Genomic DNA, 23,332 nt, shown 5'->3' with positions numbered 1-23,332 from the left:
TGCGCCTCGATCACTCCGATTCGGTCCCGCCGCCGAGCAACTCCTCGAACTGGGCGCAGTCCTCCCGGTCGCCGATGACGACCAGCGTGTCGCCGGCGTCGATGGTCGTCTCCGGCGTCGGCGGCGAGATCAGGTTGTCGCCGCGCTGAATCGCGACGATAGAGACGCCCGTCCGCTCGCGAATTCGCGCGTCGGCGAGGCTCTCGCCGGCGATATCGGACTCGCCAGTGACGCCGTACCACTCGAGGAACGTGTCGTCGCCGAGCATCGTCTCCACCTGCTCGGTCTCGACCGGCTGGAAGTACGCTCCCTCGAGAATCGTCCCGATCTTCCGGGCGAGCTGGTCCGAGACTTCGAACAGCTTGTCGCCGTCCGCGTCCGGGTTCGCTTTCAGATACACCTCTCGCTTGCCAGTGTTGTGGGTCACGATGACGAGCCGTTCGCCGTCGTCCAGTTCGACCTCGAACTTCTTGCCGACGCCGGGGAGGTCGCTCTCGTAGATGGTCATACTGGAACCGAGCGAGGCTGCGCTAATAAAATGGCGTCCTCGGCCCCGACGAGGCGCTCGCCCGGAGGGCGGGGCACGGCTCAGAACTCCTCGACGTACGGCCGGAGATCGAGTTCGAGCGTCCAGGCCGACCGATCCTGCTCGACGAGGTGCCAGTAGGAGTCGGCGATGGCGTCTGGGTCGAGAAACGCCGCTTCGTCGCGGTCGGGCCGGGACTCGCGGACCGAGGGTGTCTCGATCCCGCCGTCGATCACGACGTGGGCGACGTGGATCCCCTCGGGGCCGAGTTCACGGGCCATGGATTCAGCCATCCCCCGAACGGCGAACTTGGCCGCGCTGAACCCGATCGCGCCGCCGCGGCCGCGGACCGCCGAGGTCGCGCCGGTGAAGACTATCGTTCCGCCATCGCCGGCCAGCATGTCGCCGACGGCTTCTTGGGAGCACAGCAGCGCACCGGCGGCCGACGTTTGCACCGCGCGTTCGAACGCCTCGAGCGAGATGTCCCGCAGACCCGACCAGGACCCGCCGCTGGCGTGATTGACGAGAATATCGACGGGACCGAACGCATCGCGGACTGCCTCGAACCCGGCCGCTACCGCCTCGGGGTCCGTGATGTCCGTCGGGACCGCGAGGGCGTCGTCACCGAGTTCGTCCGCGAGTTCCTCGAGGTAGTCCGCAGAGCGGGCGAACAGTCCCACTTCGCAGCCTTCGGCGACGAATTTGCGCGCGAGCGATGCACCGAGGCCGGGACCGACGCCGGCGATGACGGCCGTTCGCGTCATACCCCTCGGACGGGGCCGATCCCCAAAACGGTGGGTGTCGCCGTCGGGTCGGAAAACAGATATGTTTACTAACCAGAATCCCTAGCTCGAGTCGATGATCGACTTTCCGCCGTCGAGACCGCTGCTTCTCGGCCTCGTCGTCGGTCTGCTGATCGGGGGCGTCGTCGGCGGGATCGTGATGAGTTCCGACGCATCGGCTCCGGACGCCTCGGACCCGCCGACGAGTTACACGAGCGTCGGCCCGTCCTGTTACGACGGCCCGCGAGCGAACGACGGCTGGCTCCACGTCGTCGCGAACGGCGAGGCGTGGACGACGACGCTGAACGCCACGGTCGTCCATCCCCGTGGAACCGAGGTGGATGTCGATGTCGTCCGGCGATCGACCGACACCTACGAGATCGCGCTCCGAACGACCGAGACGGATCGGGGGAAATCCCTCGCCGAAGGCTGCCGAGCCGAGAGCCGTCTCACCGTCGCGACAGCCCTCTCAGCGCCCGATTTCGTCGTCACAGTCGACGGACGAACGGTCCGGACCGTCGAGCAGGACGAGACGGTCCCGACCCTCTATCCGCTCCCGAACCCGATCGAGATCGACGAGTGACCCGACCCGGTGGCTCGCAGGCAGTCCCGATATCCGTCGTCAGGACGACTGTCACTACGTCCCGACAGTCACGCGTCGATCACCGCATTCGATGGCAAGACCGGCGTTTTTGCCAGTCGTGGCCGTGTAGTAGACCATGGGCGTGTTCGACGAATGGGATGGCAAGCGCGTCGTCTGGGTCGTGCTCGGCGTCGTCCTCGTAGCGCTGATCGGACTCGCCCTCTACAGATACTTCGGGGCGTTTCTCTTCGCGATCTTCGTCTACTACGCGACGCGTCCGCTCTACCGCCACCTCGAGCGGTACGTCGACCATCCGAACGTGACGGCGACTGCCACGATACTGTTCGTCATCGTCCCCATGCTGGCCGTCGTCGCCTACGCGGTCGTCGTCGCGCTCAGGGAACTCGATCAGTTCCTCGCCGCGAGCGACCTCGAGGCGTACCGGTCGCTCTTCCAGCCGTATCTGCGGCTGGCCAAGGAGGGAAACATCGGTCGGCTTCGGGAGACGATCACGGGCGGAGCCGGCGGCTCGATCGGCAGCGCCCTCCGTCAGGGCGTGCCGAGCGTCGTCGGACAGCTACGGTCGATCGTGGGGACCGCCTTTTCGATCCTCGCCCAGTTCTTTCTCATGCTCACGTTCCTCTTTTACCTGCTCCGGGACGACCAGAAGTTGCGACGATGGTTCTACGAGAGCATCGACCACGACGACGGCATCATCTCGTACACCCAGTCAGTCGACGACGACCTCGAGACCGTGTTCGTCAGCAATCTCGCGGTTATCGCGGTTGCGGCCAGCGTCGCCGCCGTCACGTTCTACGGGCTCAACGTCCTCTCCTCGAGCGGGGCCGTCGTCGCGACACCGATTCTGCTCTCGTTGCTCATCGGGATCGGGACGCTGGTTCCGGCAGTCGGCATGAAAATCGTCTACGTTCCGTACGGCTTGCTCCTGGTCGGCGCCGCAGTGGCGACGCCGACGCCGTTTTGGCACCCGGTTGCCTTCTTGGTGCTGACGTTCGTCGTCGTCGACACTATCCCCGATTTCTTCGCGCGATCGTACCTGTCCGCGCGAAGCGGCGTCCACATGGGACTGGTCCTGCTAGGCTACTTCCTCGGCACGCTCGCTTTCGGCTGGTGGGGGCTGTTCTTCGGCCCGATCGTCGTCGTTCTCGCCGTCCACTTCGCCGACCAGCGCTTCCCCGACCTCGCCAGCACGTTTCTGGAATCGTGACCGCGACCGACCGCCGTCGCAACGCCCACCCCCGGACGACGAGCTACCACGGCGCGTGGGTACTATCACGACGCGAGCCGACAGTCTGCCCCATGACGTTCGATCCCGACCGCGTGCAGACGATCACGTTCGACTCCTACAGCACCCTCGTCGACGTCGACGCAGCCGTCCGCGCGCTCGCCGATCACGTCGCCGATCCCGAACCGATCTCGACCCTGTGGCGGCTGCGCTCGCTCGAGTACACGCTCGTCGCGAACCACGTCGACGCCTACCAGCCGTTCTACGAGATGAACCGCGACGCGCTCCAGTACGCGCTCGAGGTGTTCGACGCCGATGTCACCGAAGCCGAGCGCGACGAGGTGCTGGCCGTCTACCACGAACTCGACGTGTTCGACGACGTTCGCGACGGCATCGAGCGCCTGCGCGAGGGCGGCTACGACTGCTACGTCGTCTCGAACGGCGACCCCGATATGCTGTCGTCGATGATCGACCACGCCGATATCGGCGACCTCCTCGAGGACGCGATCAGCGCCGACGAAGTGGAGACGTACAAGCCCGCGGCCGATCTCTACCGCCACGCGGCCGGCAGAACCGGGACGCCGATCGACGAGATCGTCCACGTCACCGCCGGCTGGTACGACGTGATGGGGGCCAAACACGCCGGCATGCAGGGTGCGTGGGTCGATCGCAAGGGCCGGCCGTGGGAGCCGGTCGCGGGCGAGCCGGATCTGACGATCGAGCGCTTCCACGACCTCGCGGCCGAACTCGGTGTCTGACTCGGTGACTCGGTCCCGCCGATTCGTCTCGGCCCGTGACCGCGTGCCACCGATGCATTGCAGGTGTGATCGACGCCGAGCCGCGGCGACGGATCGATGACTGAGCAGGTCGTCCGCACATATGGAGGCTCTCCCTCAGTTCCGATCCGCCGAGGCGTCCGGCCGCGGCTCCGCCGAACGGACCAGACAAAAGCGCTTTTGCTCGCGCTCGAACGAGTCACGCTCATGGCAACTCTCAGCGCCCATCACGTCGGAATCACCGTCACCGATCTCGAGGAGACGCTCGCGTTCTACCGGGACACCCTGGACCTCTCGGTCGCCGACCGGTTCAGCGTCGGCGGCGAAGCGTTTGCCGACGCCGTCGGCGTCGAGGGCGCAAGCGCCGAGTTTGCCCACCTCGAGGCCGACGGGACGCGGATCGAACTCGTCGAGTACGACCCCGAGGCGCGCGGCTCTCCCGCGGCGGGGCTGAACCAGCCGGGCGCGACACACGTCGGGCTCTCGGTCGACGATCTCGACCGATTCGCCGCAACGCTGCCCGACGACGTGCCGACGATCAGCGAGCCGCGGACGACCGAGACCGGCACGAAAATCCTGTTCCTGCGAGATCCCGAGGGGAACCTGATCGAACTGCTCGAGGCGTAATTCGAGACGAGACCGACGCTTAGGGCCCTCGACAGGCCAGCGTCGATCGCACCTGCTCGACTTCTTCTTCACACTCCGAGCAGACGCGCTTGTCGGTGGCGATGTAGACGGCGCTGCACCGCGAGCAGTGAAAGAGATTGCCAACCGAGTCCGCGACACCGTCTCGTGTCCCGCGGTCGTCGCGGTCCGTCTCGTCGGTGTTCGTCTCGGTGTTCCCCCCGGCCGCCGACCGCACCCCGTCGCGAAGGCGACGCGAAACCGCCGTTACGCGCTGTCGAATTTCCATACCGTGGGCAACCAGCATATGACCGAAGTAGTTACTGTCTAAAATATTTGGAAGTCGCCGCCGATCGTGAGCGTCAGCCGCCGATACCGGGATTTTCGGACCGCTCGAGGCCGATATCGGTCACGATTCGGAGCGTGGACGGGCGGCTCGGCCCCCGTTCGGTCCAGTGGTTGACAATACCTAGCACCGACTCGAGGCGGTCGCCGAGAGCCGATTTCGATCGACGACTCGGTCTGCCGGTGCTGTCGGAGTCTCCTCGGTCGGCAGGATAGCAACCTTTTCGACCGTCGCGCGGACACTCCCGCCATGAACTTCTTCGACCGCTTGCACGACCGTATCCGAACGGTCGACAGCATCGTCTCCGTTGGCCTCGATCCCGACCCGTCGCGCATCCCCGACCACTTACAGGAGTACGACCTCCCGCGCTGGGCGTTCAACCGTCGCATCATCGACGCCACGCACGAACACGCCGCCGTCTTCAAGCCTAACGCCGCGTTCTACGAGGACCCTGACGGCTGGCGAGCGCTCGAGGAGACCATCGCCTACGCCCACGGCAAGGACGTGCCCGTCCTGCTCGACGCCAAGCGCGCCGACATCGGGAACACGACCCGCCAGTACGCGAAACTGCTCGAGACCGTCGACGCGATCACGGTCAACCCCTACATGGGTCGCGACTCGCTGCAGCCGTTTTTAGCGGACGAAGAGTCCGGTGTCTTTGTCCTGTGTCGGACCTCGAACCCCGGCGGCGCGGACATCCAGGACCTGGAACTCGAGACCGGCGAGCCCGTCTACGAGCGGGTCGCCGCGCTGGCGGACCTCTGGAACGAAAACGACAACGTCGGGCTCGTCGTGGGCGCGACCCAGCCCAAAGAGCTCGAGGACCTGCGCGAGCAGGTGCCCGATCTGCCCTTCCTCGTGCCCGGCATCGGGGCGCAGGGTGGCGACGCCGAGGCGGCCGTCGAGCACGGCCTCGCGAACGGGGTCGGCCTCGTCAACTCCTCGCGCGGGATTATCTTTGCCGGGGAGGACGACGGCGAGGAATTCGCCAGCGCCAGCGGTCAGGCCGCGAAGCGGCTCAAGAAGCGGCTCAATCGGTACCGGTTGAACTAGCGACTCGCGTCGCCGCCGTCCGATTTCGCAGCGCCGTCGACCACCCGACCCGCGATCCGATCGTCGACCACCCGTCCGACGATCTCGACCGCGACGGGCTCCGTCGGCGGTCGCTCCTCGAGCCGATCCACCCCCTCGACGACGGCGATATCCATCGGGCTGGCCTCGTTTGGGTGGTCAGCGACGAGGCGGCCGTCGCGCTTCTCGAGCCGAAGGCGATAGGTCTCGCCGACGCTGAGGGACTCGCCGAGCAGGTCGCGGATGGAGGTCATCGTGGCTCAGCGCGTTAGAATCGGTTGATGTCCACGTCCTCGGACTGCCCGGGTCTGGCTTGTGCGGCGCAGTCGGCACAGAGCCCCAGTTCGCCGTCGTAATGCTGCTCACAGGCCAGCGTGCCGCAGTTGGGACACCGCTCCTGTGCGGGGCGTGATTCGCAGATCTGACAGAGGCCGCTGACGCTCATAGCCCGACGTACGCGCTCGAGCGGCTTGAAACCGAGCCCGGCAGTCGTGGTCCGTCGTCGGCCGTTCCGACGCTCGAAATCGGCCGTCGAACGGGGAGCGCGGTAGTTTTCCGCGACGCTACAGTTGTACCATGACAAACATTGTCAAAAGACGCGAAGGCTTTTGCCGTGTGCCTTCTTACCAGGGGATATGAGCCGTGACCGGGCTCTCCTCGAGCGAGCCCTGGACCGTGGCGAACAGGACGGTGGCAACGTCGAGTTCAAGGAACGCCTGTCACGAGATGTCCACCTCGAGGGTGGCCGACGGGAGAGTCTAGCTGCACAACTCCGCCACCGCCTGCTGTCCGGCGACGGCGAGGCGACGTACGTCGTCGGCGTCACCGACGACGGCGGCCTCGCCGGCGTCGATCCCGACACCTTCTCCGAGACGATGGATGTCCTCTCGCTGTTGGCCGAGGAGGCCGACGCGCACATCGAGGACGTCCAGACGTGGGGGATCAACGGGGTTTCGGACGCCGTCGAGTCCGACGCAGATCGGACGTCGGCGACGTCCGAGCGTGGGCTCGTCGGCGTCGCCCAGGTCCGAGAGGGTGGCGTCCTCGAGACGGACGACGAACACGTCGTCGTCGGCACCGCCGGCCACGTCGACCACGGCAAGAGTACGCTGGTGGGGTCGCTCGTCACGGGCAAAGCCGACGACGGCGACGGGGCGACCCGCGCGTTCCTCGACGTCCAGCCCCACGAGGTCGAGCGGGGCCTCTCCGCGGATCTGTCCTACGCGGTCTACGGTTTCGACGACGACGGGCCGGTCCGCGTCCGGAACCCGAATCGCAAGGCCGACCGCGCGGAAGTCGTTCAGGAGGCAGACCGGCTCGTTTCGTTCGTCGACACTGTCGGCCACGAGCCCTGGCTCCGCACGACGATCCGCGGGCTCGTCGGCCAGAAGCTCGACTACGGGCTGCTGGTCGTCGCCGCCGACGACGGCCCGACGCGGACGACCAGAGAGCACCTCGGCGTCTTGCTCGCGACCGATCTTCCGACGATCGTCGCGATCACGAAGACCGACACCGTCAGCGACGAGCGCATCGAGGAGGTCGAACGCGAGGTCGAGCGGCTTCTCCGGGAGGTCGACAAGTCGCCGCTGCGCGTCTCCCGCCACGGCGTCGATGCCGCCGTCGAGGAGGTCAGCGAGCGAGTCGTCCCCATCGTCGAAACGAGCGCGATCACGATGGACGGCCTCGAGACGCTGGACGAACTGTTCGATCGGCTCCCCAAGACCGCACACGACGCCGGCGAGTTCCGGATGTACGTCGACCGCAGCTACTCGGTGACCGGCGTCGGCGCGGTCGCCTCCGGGACGGTGATGGCCGGCGAGGTCGAAGCCGGCGACGAACTCCTGATCGGCCCGATGTCGGACGGCCGCTTTCAGGAGGTCGAGGTCCGCTCGATCGAGATGCATTACCACCGGGTCGACAAGGCTCAGGCGGGCCGGATCGTCGGTATCGCCCTCAAGGGGATCAAAGAAAGCGCCATCGAGCGCGGGATGGTCCTGTTGCCCCGCGACGCTGACCCCGATCCCGTCCGCGAGTTCGAAGCCGAGGTCATGGTGCTCAACCACCCGACCCGCATCGGCGAGGGGTACGAACCCGTCGTCCACCTCGAGACGATCGGCGAGGCCGCGGCGTTCTACCCCGAGGACGGCCGGCTTCTGCCCGGCGATACGGGGGAGACCACCGTCCGGTTCAAGTTCCGGCCGTACCTCGTCGAGGAGGGCCAGAAGTTCGTCTTCCGCGAGGGTCGCAGCAAGGGCGTCGGGACGGTGACCGACGTTCACCCGATAGACTGAGCCGCGCCCAGGTCAGTCTTCGTCGCGCGACGCGGGGGTACTCTCCGGCGGCTGAATCCGGTTCGGATTGGCCGTGTCGTTAGGAGGAGTGGTGTCAAATTCATCGCGTTCCGTATCAAATCCTAGTGTGTGAGGTTCATTTCGCTTCGACCCGTTCGAACTGACGGGTTTCCACCGTCGTTCCGAGAGCCCGACGCATCGGTGACGAGTGCGAAACCCAGAGGGGGAGACATATGGTATCTACTGAGACGGAAACGGAAATCGAAGCGTATCTCGGGCGGGTCCCGAGCTGGCTCGAGGCGATGCCGGAGCCGGCTGCGGACCACAGTTGGGGGATCGTCCGCGACCTCGAACTCGAGGAGACCGAGCTCGCGCAACGGGAGAAGGCCCTCGCCGCGGTCAGCGCGGCGGCGGCCATCCAGTGTCCGTACTGCACGCACTTCCACCGGGAAGAAGCGAAACTCGAGGGGGTGACGGAACCGGAACTGGAGGAGGCGATCGCGGTCGCCGGCAACGTGCGACTGTTCTCGTCGGTGCTGCACGGCGCGGAAGTCGACCACGAGGCGTTCGTCTCCGAGACGGCGGAGATCGTCGAACACGTGAAAGAACAGCAGTCGGCGGTCGGCGACTGACCGGCGGTCGGTCGGTTATTTTTCGGCCGATGATTTCGACTCGCGGGGTCTGAGAGCGCGATTGGGGGGCGGTCCGCCAGTGTTACCGATCGCTTTCGCCCTCGTCGTTGCCCGCTCGCTCACCCACAGCGGGGAGCGTGACCGAAAACGTCGCCCCCTCACCGAGCGCGGAGTCGACCCAGATCTCGCCGCCGTGGCGCTCGACGATGCGCTCGCAGAGCGCGAGGCCGATCCCCGCTCCGTCGTTTACTTCGCGGCTGTGAAGGCGATCGAACACCCGAAACACCCGTTCGTGGTCGTCCTGCGCGATGCCGATCCCCTCGTCGTCGACCGAAATCACCCACTGCTCGCCTCGCCGCTCGGCGTCGACGTGGACCCGCGGGGGCTCGTCGCCGCTGTACTCGATCGCGTTCGACAGCAGGTTCTGGAGCACCTGCCGGAGCTGACTGGCGTCGCCCTCGACGTGTGGGAGGTCAGCGGCCGTGATCTCGGCGTCGCTCTCCTCGATCCGGACCTGCAAGTCCGCGCGGACGTCGTCGAGGACCGCGTTCAGGTCCGTCGGCTCGAACGGATCGCCCCGCGTCTCGACGCGGGAGTACGCGAGCAGGCCGTCGATCATCTCGCGCATCCGTTCGGCCCCGTCGACGGCGTAGTCGAGGAACTCCTCGCCGTCCTCGTCGAAGGCGTCGCCGTAGCGCTTCTCGAGCAACTGCAGGTAACTCGTCACCATCCGCAGGGGCTCTTGTAGGTCGTGGGAGGCCGCGTACGCGAACCGCTCTAACCGCTCGTTCGACACCTCGAGTCGGTCGACCAACTCTTCGAGTCGCCGCTCGCGCTCGACCTGCTCGGTGATGTCCTGGGCGAAACTCAGGCCCGCGATGATCTCGCCGTCGCCGTCTCGGAGCGGTGCCACCCACACCCGCCAGTTACGGCCGTTGAACGCCGTCGTCGTGCTGTCGGTCGTGCCGTCTTCGACGGCGGCGCGAAACAGCGACTCGAGGTCCGCGACCGTCTCCGCGGGGAATATTTCGGGGAGACGATCGCCCTCGAGACGGGCCGCGCTGGGCAGGCGCTCGCCGAGGAGGGCCCCGCCGGCCAGCGTGTACCGGAGCTCCTCGTCGTAGATGCCGACCGCGCCGTTGGGGAAGTTCTCCGCGAGGGTTCGATATCGGCGTTCGGACTCCTCGAGGGCCCGTTCGCGCCGTTTCCGCTCCGTGATGTCCCTGACGACGCCGACCTCCTCGCGGTCGCCGTCGTCGGTCTCGATCGTCGCGAAGGTCCCCTCTGCGGGAACGCGAGTGCCGTCGGCTCTCACGAGTTCTGCCTCGACGGGCGGGGTCTCGACCTGTTCGTCCGGCGCCTGCAATCGTTCCTTCGACTGCGCGATCGTGTCTTCGTCGACGACGAGCGAGGCGTGTTCGCCGAGCAGTTCCTCGCGGTCGTACCCGGTCAGCTCCGCGTAGGCCTCATTGACGGTCGTGAACCGACCGTCCTCGTCTTTGACGTAGATGCCGTCGTCCATCGTCTCGACGATCGTCTCGTACTTCGCCAGCTCTCGGTCGTGTTCCTTCCGGTCGCTGATGTCCCGCCCGATCCCGGCCAGCACCCGCGTTCCGTCGGGGTTTTCGAGTTGCACCGCGACGAACTCGTAGGGTATCTCCCTGCCGTCGCTGGTCAGGATATCGACCTCGACGCGTGCGCGTCCCGTTTCGTAGATCTCCTCAATCCCGTCGACGAGCGCCTCTCGGTCGTCCTCGACGACGAGCGCCGGCGGGCGCATCGACTCGAGCTCCGCGTCGGAGTAGCCGGTGACCTCGGTCAGCGCCTCGTTCCACCGCTGGAACGTCCCCGTCTCGTCGACGACGTAGAACATGTCGTCGACCGCGTTCAGGATGTCGTCGGTGTAGGTCCGGTACCGCTCGAGTTCGGCCTCGCGCTCGCGGAGCCGCCGGTCCGTCTCCGCCCGGTCGATCGCCGCCGCGAGGACGTTCGCCACGCTCTGGACGAAGTTCGCGTCGTGGTCGGTGAACTCGCGGCGCTCGGTCGTGTGGGTTCCCAGCACACCCCACGGCTCGTCGATCGAGCCGATGACGACGCTGATGCCGCTGACCACGTCGTGATCGATCAGAAGATCGGGGCCCGAAAAGCGCGTCTCGCGTTCTAAGTCGTCGACGATGATCGGCTCTTCTGAGAGCAGCGTGTATCCCGCCTGCGAGTCTCGGTCCGTCGGTACCGTCGCCGTCCCGACGAGGCCCGGCTGCCAGCCGACGCCCTGGCGCAGGAGGATTTCGTCCCCGTCGGGGAGTAACTCGAGGACCTTGCAGTACTCGACGCCCAGCGTGTCGGCGACGGCGGCCGACGCGTCGTGCATCAGCTGGTCGATGTCCCCCGTCTCCAGCGCCCGTTGGCCGAGATCGGCGACGACCTCCTGCTGGCGAATCCGCGTCTGGAGTTCCGCGTCGGTCGACGAGGGCGATTCCATTCTCGTCACTACGACGAGTCGGGAGGGGTAAAACTTCTTGGTCCGGCTCCGTACGAGGAGAGCGTCACTGCCCGACCACCGATTCGTCCGGTGACAAGCTCCTCGGCGGCAAACGGCCGCAGCGAGACTACTCGATCTCGACCGACCACTCGCCGTCGGATTTGATCTCTATGTAGCCGATCCCCTCGTACTCGAACGCGGGCGGGTTATCGATGCTGTCCTCGTGGAACACGAACGCGCGGGCGTCGCCGGTCGGCGAGAGGATGTTGACGCTGATGCGCTCCCCGCCGTGGTCGCCCGACGGTCGGTGGGTGCCGTCGAATTCGAATGGCCCGCGGACTTCGTTTCCGGAGCCACTGAGGGAGATCGGTGGGCGTTCGCCGCTGGTCGGACGCGGCTGGCCGACGGTCACTTCCCAGTCGCCGCCGGCGACGACGCTGAGTTGGTACGTTCCGCCGTCGACGTGCCGTGCCGTCTGCCCGGCGTACGCGCCCGACGAATCGGCGAACAGCTCGCTGGCCTCGTCGTCTCCGGGGACGAGGCGGACCTGGAAGTCACCAGCCCCTTCGTGTGCGGCGTCGACGATGACGAGACCGCCGTCGATAGAGACGCCGTCGACCGCTTTCGATCCGTTTCCGGAGAACTCCTGTCGGTCGGCCCCGTTCGATTCGTCCGCTTCTTGCTCGGTTCCCGCACCGTTTCCATCGCTTTCCGTACTGTTCCCGTCGTTCTCGCCGGCGTCACCGTTCCCCTCGGCCGACCGATTCGTACAGCCGGCGAGCGGGAGAGTGATGCCTCCTAACGCAGCCGCTTTGACGATACGTCGTCGTCTCATCTTGGCACACTCGTACCACCAGATGTAACCTAAGGCTCTGGAGGAGTTGCAGCGAGTGAAGATCGCGCGCACCAGCCGCCGGTGTGGCCGGCCGATCGCCGAAGTCGAACTCGGCTGTTGAACATCGATCGAAACCAAAGTTGGTATGTCCGCCTCGGTTCGTTCCTCTAGACAAGATGGTACAGACGAGCGTTATCGGTTGCGGAAACATGGGGAGCGCCCTCATCAAGGGGCTCGACCGGGCCGGGACTCACACGGTGACCGCGTGTGACCTCGACCCCGACGCCCTCGAGTCGGTCGCCGACTACTGCGAGCGGACCACGTCGGACGTATCGGAAGCCGCCGACGCCGACGTGGTGGTCGTCGCGGTGAAACCGGACATCGTCGGCGCGGTGCTTTCCGGTCTCGAGCTCTCGCCGGACCAGACGCTTCTCTCTATCGCCGCCGGCGTCTCGACGGACTACGTCGAAGCCCGGACCGACGCGAACGTCGTCCGAATCATGCCGAACCTCGCGGCCGAGACGGGGGACATGGCCGCGGCCGTCACCGGCGACGACGTGCCCGACGACGTGCGCGAACTGCTCGCAGACGTCGGCGAGTTCGCCGAGATCGACGAGGAGCAGATGGACATCGCGACGGCCGTCAACGGCAGCGGCCCGGCGTTCGTCTTCTATCTCATTCAGGCGATGGCCGAGGCGGGCGTCGAGGGCGGACTCGAGGAAGCCGACGCCGAGACGCTGGCCGCCCAGACGTTCAAGGGCGCGGCCGAGACCGTCCTCCGATCGGAGGAGGACCTGGAGGACCTGATCGACGCCGTCTGCTCGCCCAACGGGACGACCATCGAGGGGATGGAGGTCCTCTGGGACAGCGACGTCCAGGAAACCGTCGCTGCGGCGGTGACGGCGGCCGAAGAACGCTCCGCGGAACTCGCGGCCGGGCTCGACGATGAGTAACGGACTCGAGGAGGTGGCCGTCGACGAAGCGCGGCGGCTCGCCGCCGACGCCGAACGGGTCGTCGTCAAGGCCGGGACGAACTCCCTGACCGACGCGGACTCCAATCTCGACGACGAGAAGCTCGATAAACTCGTCGACGACCTCGAGGATCTGCTCTCGCGGGGCAAGGAGGTCGTCCTCGTCTCGTCGGGCGCGATCGGGGCCGGAACCGGACGGATCGGCGAACCGACCGGAACCGTCGAGGAGTCCCAGGCGCTGTCGACCGTCGGCCAGAGCCACCTCATGCACCGCTACACCGAGAGCTTCGACCGGTACGACCGGAAGGTGGCTCAACTGCTGTTGACCCAACACGACCTCGAGAATCCCGAACGGTTCACGAACTTCCGGAACACGATCGAGACGCTGCTCGACTGGGGCGTCGTCCCGATCATCAACGAGAACGACGCAGTCGCGACCGAGGAGATCCGCATCGGCGACAACGACATGCTCTCGGCGGCCGCGACGATGGGCGTCGACGCCGACCTGCTGGTGACGCTGACCGACGTGGGCGGCGTCTACACCGGCAACCCGAAAGAGGACGACGACGCCAAGCGTATCGAGGCGGTCGGCACCAACTACGATACGGTCCAGGAGATCATCACGGAGACGACCTCCGACGGCTTCGGCGGCATCCAGACGAAAGTCGAGGGCGCACGCGACGTGAGCGAACACGGCATTCCGGCCGTCATCGCGAAGTCGACCGAGCACGACGTGCTCGAGAAGATCGCTACTGCCAAACCCGTGGGGACCGTATTCGTCCCCATCAACGGTGTGAGCGATGACTGAGACCGACATCGAACGAGACGTCGAAGAGGCACAGCATGCGGCCCTCGAACTCGCGAAACTGGGGGACGAGGAACGAAGCGGCGCGCTCCACGAGATCGCCGACGCGATCGAGGCCCGAACCGACGAGATCCTCGCGGAAAACGAGCGGGACGTCGAAGAGGGCGAGCGGCTACTCGAGGAAGGCGAGTACACGCAGGCGCTGGTCGACCGACTGAAGCTCTCGGCGTCGAAGATCGAGAGCATCGCGGAGATGGTCCGCAGCGTCGCCGACCAGGACGACCCCCTCGGACAGACCCTCGCCGCGCGGGAACTCGACGAGGACCTCGAACTGTACAAGGTCGCCGTCCCCATCGGCGTCGTCGGGACCGTCTTCGAGTCCCGTCCCGACGCGCTCGTCCAGATCGCGTCGCTGGCCCTGAAATCGGGCAACGCGGTGATCCTCAAAGGTGGCAGCGAGGCCCTCCACTCGAATCGGATCCTGTTCGAGATCATCGAGGAGGCCGCGGCCGACGCCGGGATCCCCGACGGCTGGGCCCAGCACGTCGAGGCCCGCGAGGACGTCGACGCCCTCCTCGAGATGGACGACGCGATCGACCTCCTCATGCCGCGCGGAAGCTCCGCGTTCGTGGGCTACATTCAGGACAACACGAGCATCCCCGTGCTCGGCCACACGGAGGGTATCTGTCACGTCTACGTCGACGACGACGCAGACCTCTCGATGGCCGAGGACATCGCCTTCGACGCCAAGGTCCAGTACCCCGCGGTCTGCAACGCCGTCGAGACGTTGCTGGTCCACGAGGCCGTCGCCGAGGAGTTCCTGCCGGCTATCGCGGACCGCTACGAGACCGCCGGCGTCGAGATCCGCGGCGACGAGGCCACCCGCGAGATCGTCGACGTCGAGGCCGCGACCGAGGCCGACTGGGACACCGAGTACGGCGACCTGATCGTCTCGATCCGCGTCGTCGACTCGCTCGAGGCGGCGATCGACCACGTCACTACCCACGGCTCGAAGCACACCGACTCGATCGTCACCGAGGACGCCGATCGTGCGAGCACCTTCATGCGCAGCATCGACTCCGCGAGCGTCTTTCACAACGCCTCGACCCGCTTCGCCGACGGCTACCGGTTCGGCCTCGGCGCGGAAGTCGGCATCAGCACGGGCAAGATCCACGCCCGCGGCCCCGTCGGCCTCGAGGGGCTGACGACCTACAAGTACCACCTCGAGGGCGACGGCCAGCTCGTCGCCACCTACGCCGGCGAGGACGCGAAGCCGTACACGCACCGGGAGTTCGACGGCGAGTGGTCGCCCGGTCGGCTCTCCGACGAATAGACGCTTCCGCTCCCCTCTCAGTTCTCCTCGCGCCCACGCGCGAGACGGTATCCACTTTCGGCTCGCTCGGCCAACCCGAGCAGCACCGCCCACTCGAGGAGGCGCTCGACCCGATCGTCTCGAATACGATGTCGCCGGGGGCGTTGCTCGCCGTTCGATCCATCCTCGCAGAGCGCATCGCCCACCGCTGCGGCCGTCAGCGGCCGATCGGAACCGTCGAGCGCGGCGAGCACCGCTTCGGCTCCCGCAACGCGCTCTCGAAACGCTCGACGGAGCCGGTCGCGCTCGAGCGCGGTAGCCGCGTCGCCCGGCCCCGGCCTGCGCCGTCGATAGCCAGCCGGCTCCTCGGCCGCGAGCTCGAGCGCGCGCAGAAAGACGAGCCACGTCGCCGCCTCGTCGCGGTCGACGATGGAGGTTTCCTCGAGGAGGTGGGCACAACAATCATCGACCGCGCCGGCCGTCTCGGGGAGGGCGAGGTGGACCGTTTCGACGAACGCGAGATCGTCGGGCGGTTCGGGGACCGGCTTGAACCGCACGGCTACAGGTCGAAGGAGTCGACGAGCAGGTCCTCGTCCGTCTCGCCGTGGACGTAGGTCGGGCCGCCGATCACGTCGATCGTCACCGTCGCGGGCGCGAAGAGGTCCGACGGGACCTCCGCGAAGTCCCACTCGAGGTCGTCGAAGACCGCGCCGAACGGCCGGCCGTGGTCCTCGGCGGCCGTCGACGGCACCGAGTCGAAGACGCCGGCGTCCTCGCGGACGGTGAGGTGGGCTCGGCCGCCGTAGGCGATGGCGTCGGTCGTCCGGGCGATGGCGGTCCGTTCGTCGCCCGCGACGGGTGCGACCGGCGCGCGCCCGGTCGCCGAGACGATGTCCAGCGGATCGTAGCCGAGTTCGGCGAGTCGGAACGTGGCGAGTTCGGCGGCACGGGCGGCGTTCGTGATGCTGCCGGCGATGCTCGCGGTCCGGTAGGCCAGCAGGAAGACGCTGCTGGGCTCGACCTCGGCGAGGTCGGCGACTTGCTGGGCCGCGGCTTCGGTCGGCTCCTCGTCGGTCTCGACGGCAAGCGCCGTCAGATCGAACGCGTCGGTGTAGCCGATGCGACGGAACTCGTCTTCTTCGGCCACTAGCGCTCGCGCCGGGCCGCTGCCGAGTCCCTCGAAATCGTCGGTGGTCAGCTCCCAGCCGGCCTTCTGGGAACACAGAAGCGAGAGCGCCGGCTGGTCCGTCGAGAGTTCGACGTAGGGAATCGACGCGCCGCCGAGGTCGCCCAGTTCGTAGCTCGGCGTCGCCATCCCCGCCGTCTGGATCTCCGTCAACAGGAGGCCGGCCTCGATCCCGCCATCGAACTCGAGCCCGAAGTCGAGTACCGTCGATTCGTTCTCGAGGTCGTAGCCACCGATATTGAGTTCCTCGGCGTAATCGAGGGCCTCGTCGACCAGCTCGATCGCCATCCGATTGAGACTTTCCATGCGACGGGATTCAGCCTCCGTGGTAAAACAGTTTGTCCGTTGGGATTCTGCCGGTGGTCGTCGGGAGTGGCCGTCTGCCCGTCTCCCCGTCTCCCGACCCGCTACTCGTCGGTACCGCCGGAGTTCCGGGCCGGCCGACCGAGGTGCTCCTCGACGGCGTCGACCTTCTCCGACGCGCGCGCGTCGCGTGCTCGCTTGTCGTCGATCTTCAGGACGGTACTCACCCGATCGGCGTCGACAGCCTCGTGGGCCGCCTGCGCCGCCGCGAACAGCTCGTCGGCCGTCTCGGCCTCGATCACCGTCCCCATGGGGTTCGTCTCGTAGCTCACGTCGTATTCCTCGAGCGCGTCGACCGCCTTCGCGACTTCGCCCGCCATGCTGCCCTCGATCACCGGTGCGACGCTCAACAGCGCGACTATCGTCATGGTGCCAGCTAACGGGTCGTCGGCTCCTAAAGCCGTACCATGCGGCACGGTCTCGAGGCCATGTCGATTCGTTCGGCCGGGGACCGACGGACGCTGCGTCTGCTGCGCTCACGAGTGAGTAGCAACGGCGTAAAAACGATCAGGGCGGCGTACGGCAGTCGCGCGACCGGACTCAGCGCGAGGGGGTCGGCCGGTGGGTCTCCGCGGGCGGGTAGATGATGACGTCGCCGTTCGCGTAGACGTACACTTCGTGCTCGAGGGCGGTGAAGGCGATGTGGCCGCCCGTCCGCTCGGTCCCGTCGGCTTTCTGGCTAAAGATGCGCTCGAGGGCGTCCGGATCGACGCTGTCGTACAGGGAGAACTCCCCCTGCGAGACGTCGGTGTCCGCGATCGAGGCGAGCGCGTGGACGATCGTCGTGGTGATCGTCGCGGTCCCGTCGCCGTCGTGGCGGAAGACGTAGCGGTCGTTGGTCTGGTCGTACTGGAGGTCGTCCGTGCCGTCTGCGGGTGAGAGTTCCGTCTGCATTGCTAGATCTGATCGTTCAATCGTGTATTAGACTGTAGCTACTCATAGTATAAAAGCCACTCGTCGCGGATAACAGTAGTCATATGTGAGATACTCTGCCGATTGAATAAGATATGTAAAATACAGCGACGGACCCCCGTTTGCGGTCGATCACCGGGGATCATCGACGAGGTGAGATCGATGACGGTCTCGTCAACACGAACTTTGAGACCGGCAATCAGTTGTTGACTGTGCTCGTTCGGAGCCGTCGTCCGTAACGGTCGTTCGCCTCTCCTCTCACCCCCCGTCGGGTCGACAAAACGGGTCTTTCCGTCCGAAGACGGAATCGGTCGGCCGACTCCTGTCGCGCTTGCCACGGCCGCCCGCGAGTTTATCCCGACGCGTCCCCAATCGAGTTGCATGGCTACCGACAGGATATCGGCAATTCACTCGGAGCTCGAGGAGATCGACGGCGACCTTCCCGAGTCGATCGACGAGAGCGCGCTCGAGCGAATGCACATCGTCGCCCACACGCTGGACGAAGGGGTCCGCGTTCCGCTGACGGACTTCCGAGTCGGAATCGATCCGATCCTTGGGATCCTTCCCGGAGCCGGGGACGCTGCCGCGGCGGCCGTCTCGCTGTATATCGTCGCCGAAGCCGCTCGCATGGACGTCTCCCAGTCGACGCTGCTCCGCATGATTGCGAACGTCGGTGTGGACGTCATCGGCGGCTCCGTCCCGGTCCTCGGCGTCCTCTTCGACTCGATCTGGAAGGCGAACAAGTGGAACCTGCGACTGGCCCTCGAGGACCTCGCAGACGACGGTGACGAGCTCGATACCGGCCCGGAAGTCGTGACCGTCGACTGACGGCCGACGATCGGGACGCCGAACTGAAATTCCCTTTTCCTGAGGAGATCCATCCCCGTTTAAGTCGAGCTTCGATGTCAGCAACGATATGGGAGAACTCGAAACCGAAGCGGAACGGTCGCGAACCGAGATCGCCGATGCCCTCCGTGAACTCGCCGACCAACTCGACGACGACGGTGACGTGACGGTCGGCCTCGGCGAAACGCACGCGCGACTGAACCCGTCCGAACCGATTACGTTCAAACTCGAGGGCGAGTCGGACTGGTCCGAGGGAGACACGGAAGCGAAACAGAGCATCGAGTTCGAACTCGTCTGGCGGCGAGCGGCGACGACGGCCGAGGAAGGGTCCCTGGACGTTCGAGGGTAGTTCCATGTTCACGGAGATCCTCTTTCCCACTGACGGCAGCGACGGAGCGTCGGCCGCCTTCGACCACGTCCTCGAGATCGCCGACGCGAACGATTCGACGGTACACGTTCTCAACGTCGCTGACACGACGAAGGATAGCGTCGTCCGGATGCGGGGCGATGTCGTCGACGTCCTCGAGCGGGAGGGCGAACGGCTCGTCCGCGACGCCACGGAGCGCGCACGCGAACGGGGGGTCGACACGGTCACCGAAGTCCGTCAGGGAACCCCCTACAGCACGATCGTCGACTACGCGGACTCGCGCGACATCGATCTCGTCGTCATGCCCACCCACGGCCGCCGGGGCCTCGAGCGGCTCCTGCTCGGCAGTACGACCGAGCGCGTCGTTCGCCGCGCGGACGTGCCCGTGCTGACGATCCGACCGAACGGCGAGACGGCCACCTATCCGTATCGGAACGTGCTGGTCCCGACCGACGGCAGCGACTGTGCACGCGAGGCGCTCGAGGCCGGCGTCGACATCGCCGATGCGGACGACGCCGCGTTGCACCTTCTGTCGGTCATCACCGCGACGAGCCTCGGCGTCGACATTCGCAGCGATATTCAGCTGACGATGCTCGAGGAGAGCGCCGAGGAAATCATCGCGGACGCGTCATCGTTCGCCGCCGACGCCGGCGTCGAGCCGGCAAACGCGACGGTGGAATTCGGCTCGTCGATTCAGGAGGCGATCCTCGCGTACACCGACGAGCACGACATCGACCTCGTCGTCGTCGGGACGCACGGCCGGACGGGCTTCGACCGGTACCTCCTCGGCAGCGTCACCGAACACCTCGTTCGAACATCGTCGATCCCCGTGCTGACGGTTCGTGAGGCACCGTCGGACGCGTAGCGTGACCTAACTCAAATCCAGTACGATGTCCGGCACACGGATGGCGAACGCACGCGATGCGGTGCTCGCTGGAACTGTTCGCGGTAGAAGTGCGCTGGCTGGGATTTGAACTACGCCGAAACGTTCCGGGTCGTTCGCTTCGCTCACTTCCCGGGCTGCGACTCGTCTAGTTCAAATCTAGGACGACTTTTCGATACTCGAACTCCTCGCTACGCTCGTCGGTGTTGAGTATCGAAAAGTGCGCTGGCTGGGATTTGAACCCAGGTTGTGACCATGGCAAGGTCACGTGATACCACTACACTACCAGCGCCCTGCTGCACTCATACCTACTGCCGGAGGGATGTATAAGGGTTGCGAATCGACACAGGGGCGGCATGCTTGCGCATGGCGATTCTCGAGTGATCGACCTGACACGCCCGCCCGCTTCCGGCAACGATCGCCGACTTCCCACGCAGGGTGCAAGTGACACATTCCCAAACGTGAGTGTGTCCGTTCGGCACGAATTCGCGGGTGTGAGGCGTTGACAGCCGGGATCGAATCCGCTATTCTTTTAAGACCCTCTCCGCAATAGATCGCTACAGTCTAGTGACGCGGTGCCGAAGCGTTTCGGCATGACCGTCAGCGTACTCGTGCCGTCGTCACTCAGCCGGGAAGCCGAGGACAAACGCGAGGCGACTCGCAAACTCGGATACGTCGCCCGTGCGGCGACGATCTTCCGGGCCGATCGCCTGATCGTCTATCCCGATCGGGATGGCGAGACCGGGCGATTCGACGGCGGGTTCGTCCGTACCGTTCTGCGGTACGCCGCAACGCCTCCCTACCTCCGCAACGAGGCCTGGGGGATGCGGGACGAACTGGAGTACGTCGGCGTCTTGCCGCCGCTCCGCGCGGTGTCACAGACCGGCTCCGAATCGAACGGTTCGGGGTCGTCAAGACAAGGGATCGTGACCGAGGTCGGACCTGAAGGGCGCGTCCGGGTCAATTGCGGCTTGCAACACCCGATCTCCCTCAACACGCCTCCGGATATGGAGGTCTCCGAGGGGGAGCGCGTGACCGTCAGGATCTCTTCGCGACGACCGGTCCGGGCGAAACTCGTCGACGAGCCCCTCCCGGGGCTGTCGGTCGAGCGGACGGACCTCTCCGCAGCACTCGGCCGTGAGGACGCCGGCGTCCGCATCGCGGCCTCCCGATTCGGTGGGGAACTCACCGTCGGGCGGCTCGAGACGCTGGCCGGGCGCGTCGGCCGCGACGGTATGACCGTCGCCTTTGGCGCACCCGAGCGAGGGCTGCCGGACATCCTCGGAATCGAGGCGTCAGCCGTCCCCTCGTCTCCGGACGGGGCGGACGATGACGGAGTCGAACCCACTGCCGATCCGGGGTTCGACCTCTGGCTGAACACGGTTCCGAACCAGGGAAGCGAGGTCGTGCGAACGGAGGAGGCTCTGTTCGCCACCCTCGCTCCCCTCTCACTGCAAGAGTGATAGCATGCCACAAGCAAATAGACCACGCAAAGGCTCACTCGGGTTCGGCCCACGAAAGCGTGCGACCAGCGAGGTCCCGCGCTTCAACTCGTGGCCGGACACTGACGGACAGCCGACGCTTCAGGGCTTCGCGGGCTACAAGGCCGGCATGACCCACGTCGTCATGGTCGACGATCAAGCGAACTCGCCGACCGAGGGGATGGAACAGACCGTCCCCGTGACGATCGTGGAGACGCCGCCTATGCGCGCCGTCGCTCTGCGAGCGTACGAAGACACGCCGTACGGTATGAAGCCGATAACCGAGGTCTGGACCGACGAGTTCGTCCCCGAACTCGACCGTGTTCTGGACCTTCCCGGTGACGACTACGACGCCGACGCCGCCGAAGACGAACTTCGGGGCCTCCACGAGGAGGGCCGCGTCGACGACGTGCGAGTCATCACCCACACCGTGCCGGGGGACGTTCCCTCGGTGCCCAAGAAGAAACCGGACGTGATGGAGACGCGCGTCGGCGGCGGTTCCGTCGACGAGCGCCTCGAGTTCGCCCTCGAGACCGTCGCAGACGGCGGCGAACACGTCATGAACGACGTGTTCCGCGCCGGCGAGTACCTCGACGCAAGCGGCGTCACGAAAGGGAAAGGGACCCAGGGTCCCGTCAAGCGATGGGGCGTCCAGAAACGCAAGGGCAAACACGCCCGGCAGGGCTGGCGTCGCCGCATCGGCAACCTCGGTCCCTGGAACCCGTCTCGCGTCCGCTCGACGGTCCCCCAGCAGGGTCAGACCGGCTACCACCAGCGGACGGAACTGAACAAGCGCCTCGTCGACATCGGCGACGGTGCTGACGCGACGGTCGACGGCGGCTTCGTCAACTACGGCGAAGTCGACGGGCCGCACGCGCTGATCAAAGGCTCGCTCCCCGGACCGGAAAAGCGCCTCGTGCGCTTCCGGCCGGCGATCCGACCCGGAGGACAGCCGCGCCTCGATCCCGAGGTGCGCTACGTCTCCACCGCATCCAACCAGGGATAACACATGGACGCAACAGTACGAGACCTGGACGGCTCGGACGCGGGCACGGTCGAGCTCCCGGCGGTCTTCGAGACCCAGTACCGCCCGGACCTGATCGCCCGCGCCGTTCGCGTCGCCCAGGCAAACCGAAAACAGGACTACGGCGCCGACGAGTTCGCCGGCCTTCGAACGCCGGCCGAATCGTTCGGTAGCGGCCGAGGCATGGCCCACGTCCCACGACAGGAGGGTCGCGGTCGACGCGTTCCCCAGACCGTCAAGGGTCGGAAGGCTCACCCGCCGAAAGCCGAGAAAGACCAGTCCGAATCGATCAACACGAAAGCAAAGAAACTGGCCGTCCGCAGCGCCGTCGCTGCGACGACCGACGCCGATCTCGTCGCCGAACGCGGCCACGAGTTCGACGACGACGCCGAGATTCCGGTCGTCGTCGACGACGAGTTCGAAGACCTCGAGAAAACGCGCGAGGTCGTCGACTTCCTCGAGGCAGCGGGCCTCGCGGACGACGTCGACCGCGCCGACGAGGGTCGCAGCATCCGCTCGGGTCGCGGGAAGACCCGCGGCCGGAAGTACAAGCAGCCGAAGTCGATCCTCTTCGTCACCTCGAGCGAGTCCGGCCCGTCCCGTGCGGCCCGGAACCTCGCGGGTGCCGACGTGACGACGGCTGCCGAAGTCAACGCCGAGGATCTCGCGCCCGGCGCACAGCCCGGACGGCTGACCGTCTGGACTGAAAGCGCGCTCGAGGAGGTGGCCGACCGATGAGTGTCATCGAACACCCCCTCGTGACCGAGAAGGCGATGAACGACATGGACTTCGAGAACAAGCTCCAGTTCGTCGTCAACCCGGACGCGACCAAGCCCGAGATTCGGGACGAGGTCGAAGAACGGTTCGAGATCACGGTACAGAACATCAACACGCAGGTAACGATGAAGGGTAAAAAGAAAGCGATCGTCCGCCTCGACGAGGAGGACGACGCACAGGAAGTCGCGTCGCGAATCGGGGTGTTCTGAGC

At 66.2% G+C, this 23,332-nt stretch carries 28 protein-coding genes and 1 tRNA gene; 17 read left to right on the top strand and 12 right to left on the bottom strand.

Annotated elements, in window-relative coordinates:
- Nucleotides 1-10: 10 nt before the first annotated feature.
- Entirely contained in the window at nt 11-508 is a 498-nt protein-coding gene (locus tag NKH51_RS10805) for a cation:proton antiporter regulatory subunit (RefSeq protein WP_254761689.1), read from the bottom strand.
- Between the two features lie 80 nt (nt 509-588).
- Complete coding sequence (locus NKH51_RS10800) at nt 589-1,290, bottom strand: SDR family NAD(P)-dependent oxidoreductase (protein ID WP_254761688.1); 702 nt, start codon at nt 1,288-1,290, stop codon at nt 589-591.
- A gap of 94 nt (nt 1,291-1,384) precedes the next feature.
- On the opposite strand from NKH51_RS10800, the gene NKH51_RS10795 reads away from it, so the two are divergent.
- The 4 genes from NKH51_RS10795 (at nt 1,385) to NKH51_RS10780 (ending at nt 4,540) form a co-directional block, all read left to right on the top strand.
- Complete coding sequence (locus tag NKH51_RS10795) at nt 1,385-1,891, top strand: hypothetical protein (protein WP_254761687.1); 507 nt, start codon at nt 1,385-1,387, stop codon at nt 1,889-1,891.
- A gap of 136 nt (nt 1,892-2,027) precedes the next feature.
- On the top strand, nt 2,028-3,119 hold the full coding sequence (locus NKH51_RS10790; RefSeq protein ID WP_254761686.1) for an AI-2E family transporter: 1,092 nt from the start codon (nt 2,028-2,030) through the stop codon (nt 3,117-3,119).
- Nucleotides 3,120-3,211: 92 nt separating this feature from the next.
- Nucleotides 3,212-3,895: a haloacid dehalogenase type II gene (locus tag NKH51_RS10785; protein ID WP_254761685.1), complete on the top strand. Its 684-nt coding sequence runs from the start codon at nt 3,212-3,214 to the stop codon at nt 3,893-3,895.
- Between the two features lie 225 nt (nt 3,896-4,120).
- Nucleotides 4,121-4,540 (top strand): VOC family protein, encoded by a 420-nt coding sequence (locus NKH51_RS10780; protein ID WP_254761684.1) that lies wholly within the window; start codon nt 4,121-4,123, stop codon nt 4,538-4,540.
- Nucleotides 4,541-4,559: 19 nt separating this feature from the next.
- Here NKH51_RS10780 and NKH51_RS10775 read toward each other — a convergent pair whose 3' ends face one another.
- On the bottom strand, nt 4,560-4,826 hold the full coding sequence (locus NKH51_RS10775; RefSeq protein WP_254761683.1) for a hypothetical protein: 267 nt from the start codon (nt 4,824-4,826) through the stop codon (nt 4,560-4,562).
- 306 nt (nt 4,827-5,132) lie between these two features.
- Between NKH51_RS10775 and pyrF the strand changes: the two genes are divergently transcribed.
- Nucleotides 5,133-5,936: an orotidine-5'-phosphate decarboxylase gene (gene pyrF / locus NKH51_RS10770; RefSeq protein ID WP_254761682.1), complete on the top strand. Its 804-nt coding sequence runs from the start codon at nt 5,133-5,135 to the stop codon at nt 5,934-5,936.
- On the opposite strand, the gene NKH51_RS10765 is transcribed toward pyrF, so the two are convergent.
- Together NKH51_RS10765 and NKH51_RS10760 are read right to left on the bottom strand one after the other, a co-directional pair.
- Entirely contained in the window at nt 5,933-6,208 is a 276-nt protein-coding gene (locus NKH51_RS10765) for a hypothetical protein (protein ID WP_254761681.1), read from the bottom strand. The genes pyrF and NKH51_RS10765 overlap by 4 nt on opposite strands.
- Before the next feature lie 14 nt (nt 6,209-6,222).
- Nucleotides 6,223-6,399, bottom strand: coding sequence for a hypothetical protein (locus NKH51_RS10760; RefSeq protein ID WP_254761680.1), 177 nt, complete (start codon nt 6,397-6,399; stop codon nt 6,223-6,225).
- 190 nt (nt 6,400-6,589) lie between these two features.
- Here NKH51_RS10760 and NKH51_RS10755 point away from each other — a divergent pair, with 190 nt between their 5' ends.
- Complete coding sequence (locus tag NKH51_RS10755) at nt 6,590-8,245, top strand: GTPBP1 family GTP-binding protein (RefSeq protein ID WP_254761679.1); 1,656 nt, start codon at nt 6,590-6,592, stop codon at nt 8,243-8,245.
- A gap of 233 nt (nt 8,246-8,478) precedes the next feature.
- The gene (locus NKH51_RS10750) at nt 8,479-8,877 is read left to right on the top strand and encodes a carboxymuconolactone decarboxylase family protein (protein ID WP_254761678.1); all 399 of its coding nucleotides are present in this window, start codon (nt 8,479-8,481) and stop codon (nt 8,875-8,877) included.
- A gap of 82 nt (nt 8,878-8,959) precedes the next feature.
- On the opposite strand, the gene NKH51_RS10745 is transcribed toward NKH51_RS10750, so the two are convergent.
- Complete coding sequence (locus tag NKH51_RS10745; RefSeq protein WP_254761677.1) at nt 8,960-11,359, bottom strand: PAS domain S-box protein; 2,400 nt, start codon at nt 11,357-11,359, stop codon at nt 8,960-8,962.
- A gap of 127 nt (nt 11,360-11,486) precedes the next feature.
- Nucleotides 11,487-12,194, bottom strand: a complete 708-nt coding sequence (locus NKH51_RS10740; RefSeq protein WP_254761676.1) for a hypothetical protein — start codon at nt 12,192-12,194, stop codon at nt 11,487-11,489.
- A 176-nt stretch (nt 12,195-12,370) separates the two neighbouring features.
- On the opposite strand from NKH51_RS10740, the gene proC reads away from it, so the two are divergent.
- The 3 genes from proC to NKH51_RS10725 are packed head-to-tail and all read left to right on the top strand — an operon-like array spanning nt 12,371 to nt 15,303.
- On the top strand, nt 12,371-13,147 hold the full coding sequence (gene proC, locus NKH51_RS10735; RefSeq protein ID WP_256527458.1) for a pyrroline-5-carboxylate reductase: 777 nt from the start codon (nt 12,371-12,373) through the stop codon (nt 13,145-13,147).
- Nucleotides 13,140-13,973, top strand: coding sequence for a glutamate 5-kinase (gene proB, locus NKH51_RS10730; RefSeq protein WP_254761675.1), 834 nt, complete (start codon nt 13,140-13,142; stop codon nt 13,971-13,973). Before proC ends, proB begins: the two co-directional genes overlap by 8 nt.
- On the top strand, nt 13,966-15,303 hold the full coding sequence (locus NKH51_RS10725) for a glutamate-5-semialdehyde dehydrogenase (protein WP_254761674.1): 1,338 nt from the start codon (nt 13,966-13,968) through the stop codon (nt 15,301-15,303). Before proB ends, NKH51_RS10725 begins: the two co-directional genes overlap by 8 nt.
- Before the next feature lie 17 nt (nt 15,304-15,320).
- Here NKH51_RS10725 and NKH51_RS10720 read toward each other — a convergent pair whose 3' ends face one another.
- The 4 genes from NKH51_RS10720 to NKH51_RS10705 all read right to left on the bottom strand — a co-directional run bounded on the left by NKH51_RS10720 (nt 15,321) and on the right by NKH51_RS10705 (nt 17,725).
- On the bottom strand, nt 15,321-15,839 hold the full coding sequence (locus NKH51_RS10720; RefSeq protein WP_254761673.1) for a double winged helix-containing putative transcriptional regulator: 519 nt from the start codon (nt 15,837-15,839) through the stop codon (nt 15,321-15,323).
- 2 nt (nt 15,840-15,841) lie between these two features.
- Nucleotides 15,842-16,774 (bottom strand): methenyltetrahydromethanopterin cyclohydrolase, encoded by a 933-nt coding sequence (gene mch, locus NKH51_RS10715; RefSeq protein WP_254761672.1) that lies wholly within the window; start codon nt 16,772-16,774, stop codon nt 15,842-15,844.
- A 101-nt stretch (nt 16,775-16,875) separates the two neighbouring features.
- Nucleotides 16,876-17,199 (bottom strand): MTH1187 family thiamine-binding protein, encoded by a 324-nt coding sequence (locus NKH51_RS10710; RefSeq protein WP_254761671.1) that lies wholly within the window; start codon nt 17,197-17,199, stop codon nt 16,876-16,878.
- A gap of 172 nt (nt 17,200-17,371) precedes the next feature.
- Nucleotides 17,372-17,725 (bottom strand): HalOD1 output domain-containing protein, encoded by a 354-nt coding sequence (locus tag NKH51_RS10705; RefSeq protein WP_254761670.1) that lies wholly within the window; start codon nt 17,723-17,725, stop codon nt 17,372-17,374.
- Nucleotides 17,726-18,124: 399 nt separating this feature from the next.
- On the opposite strand from NKH51_RS10705, the gene NKH51_RS10700 reads away from it, so the two are divergent.
- The 3 genes from NKH51_RS10700 (at nt 18,125) to NKH51_RS10690 (ending at nt 19,821) form a co-directional block, all read left to right on the top strand.
- Entirely contained in the window at nt 18,125-18,571 is a 447-nt protein-coding gene (locus NKH51_RS10700) for a DUF4112 domain-containing protein (protein WP_254761669.1), read from the top strand.
- 88 nt (nt 18,572-18,659) lie between these two features.
- Nucleotides 18,660-18,938, top strand: a complete 279-nt coding sequence (locus tag NKH51_RS10695) for an amphi-Trp domain-containing protein (protein WP_254761668.1) — start codon at nt 18,660-18,662, stop codon at nt 18,936-18,938.
- Between the two features lie 4 nt (nt 18,939-18,942).
- The gene (locus NKH51_RS10690; RefSeq protein ID WP_254761667.1) at nt 18,943-19,821 is read left to right on the top strand and encodes a universal stress protein; all 879 of its coding nucleotides are present in this window, start codon (nt 18,943-18,945) and stop codon (nt 19,819-19,821) included.
- A 239-nt stretch (nt 19,822-20,060) separates the two neighbouring features.
- Here the strand turns inward: NKH51_RS10690 and NKH51_RS10685 are convergent.
- Nucleotides 20,061-20,131, bottom strand: a tRNA-Gly gene (locus NKH51_RS10685).
- 301 nt (nt 20,132-20,432) lie between these two features.
- Between NKH51_RS10685 and NKH51_RS10680 the strand changes: the two genes are divergently transcribed.
- Genes NKH51_RS10680 through NKH51_RS10665 form a run of 4 tightly spaced genes read left to right on the top strand, consistent with a single transcriptional unit; the run spans nt 20,433 to nt 23,330 of the window.
- Nucleotides 20,433-21,302, top strand: coding sequence for an RNA methyltransferase (locus NKH51_RS10680; protein ID WP_254761666.1), 870 nt, complete (start codon nt 20,433-20,435; stop codon nt 21,300-21,302).
- 4 nt (nt 21,303-21,306) lie between these two features.
- Nucleotides 21,307-22,326 carry a 50S ribosomal protein L3 gene (locus NKH51_RS10675; protein ID WP_254761665.1) on the top strand — a complete coding sequence of 340 codons (1,020 nt, stop codon included), beginning with the start codon at nt 21,307-21,309 and terminating at the stop codon, nt 22,324-22,326.
- A gap of 3 nt (nt 22,327-22,329) precedes the next feature.
- Nucleotides 22,330-23,082, top strand: coding sequence for a 50S ribosomal protein L4 (rpl4p, locus tag NKH51_RS10670; protein ID WP_254761664.1), 753 nt, complete (start codon nt 22,330-22,332; stop codon nt 23,080-23,082).
- Entirely contained in the window at nt 23,079-23,330 is a 252-nt protein-coding gene (locus NKH51_RS10665) for a 50S ribosomal protein L23 (protein ID WP_254761663.1), read from the top strand. The genes rpl4p and NKH51_RS10665 overlap by 4 nt, the downstream gene beginning before the upstream one ends.
- Nucleotides 23,331-23,332 lie beyond the last annotated feature (2 nt).

Origin of the sequence: Natrinema marinum (genome assembly GCF_024296685.1) — an archaeon.
Taxonomy (GTDB): domain Archaea; phylum Halobacteriota; class Halobacteria; order Halobacteriales; family Natrialbaceae; genus Natrinema; species Natrinema marinum.
The sequence above is the reverse complement of the archived record's forward strand: the minus strand, read 5'-3'. Positions and strand labels throughout refer to the sequence as shown.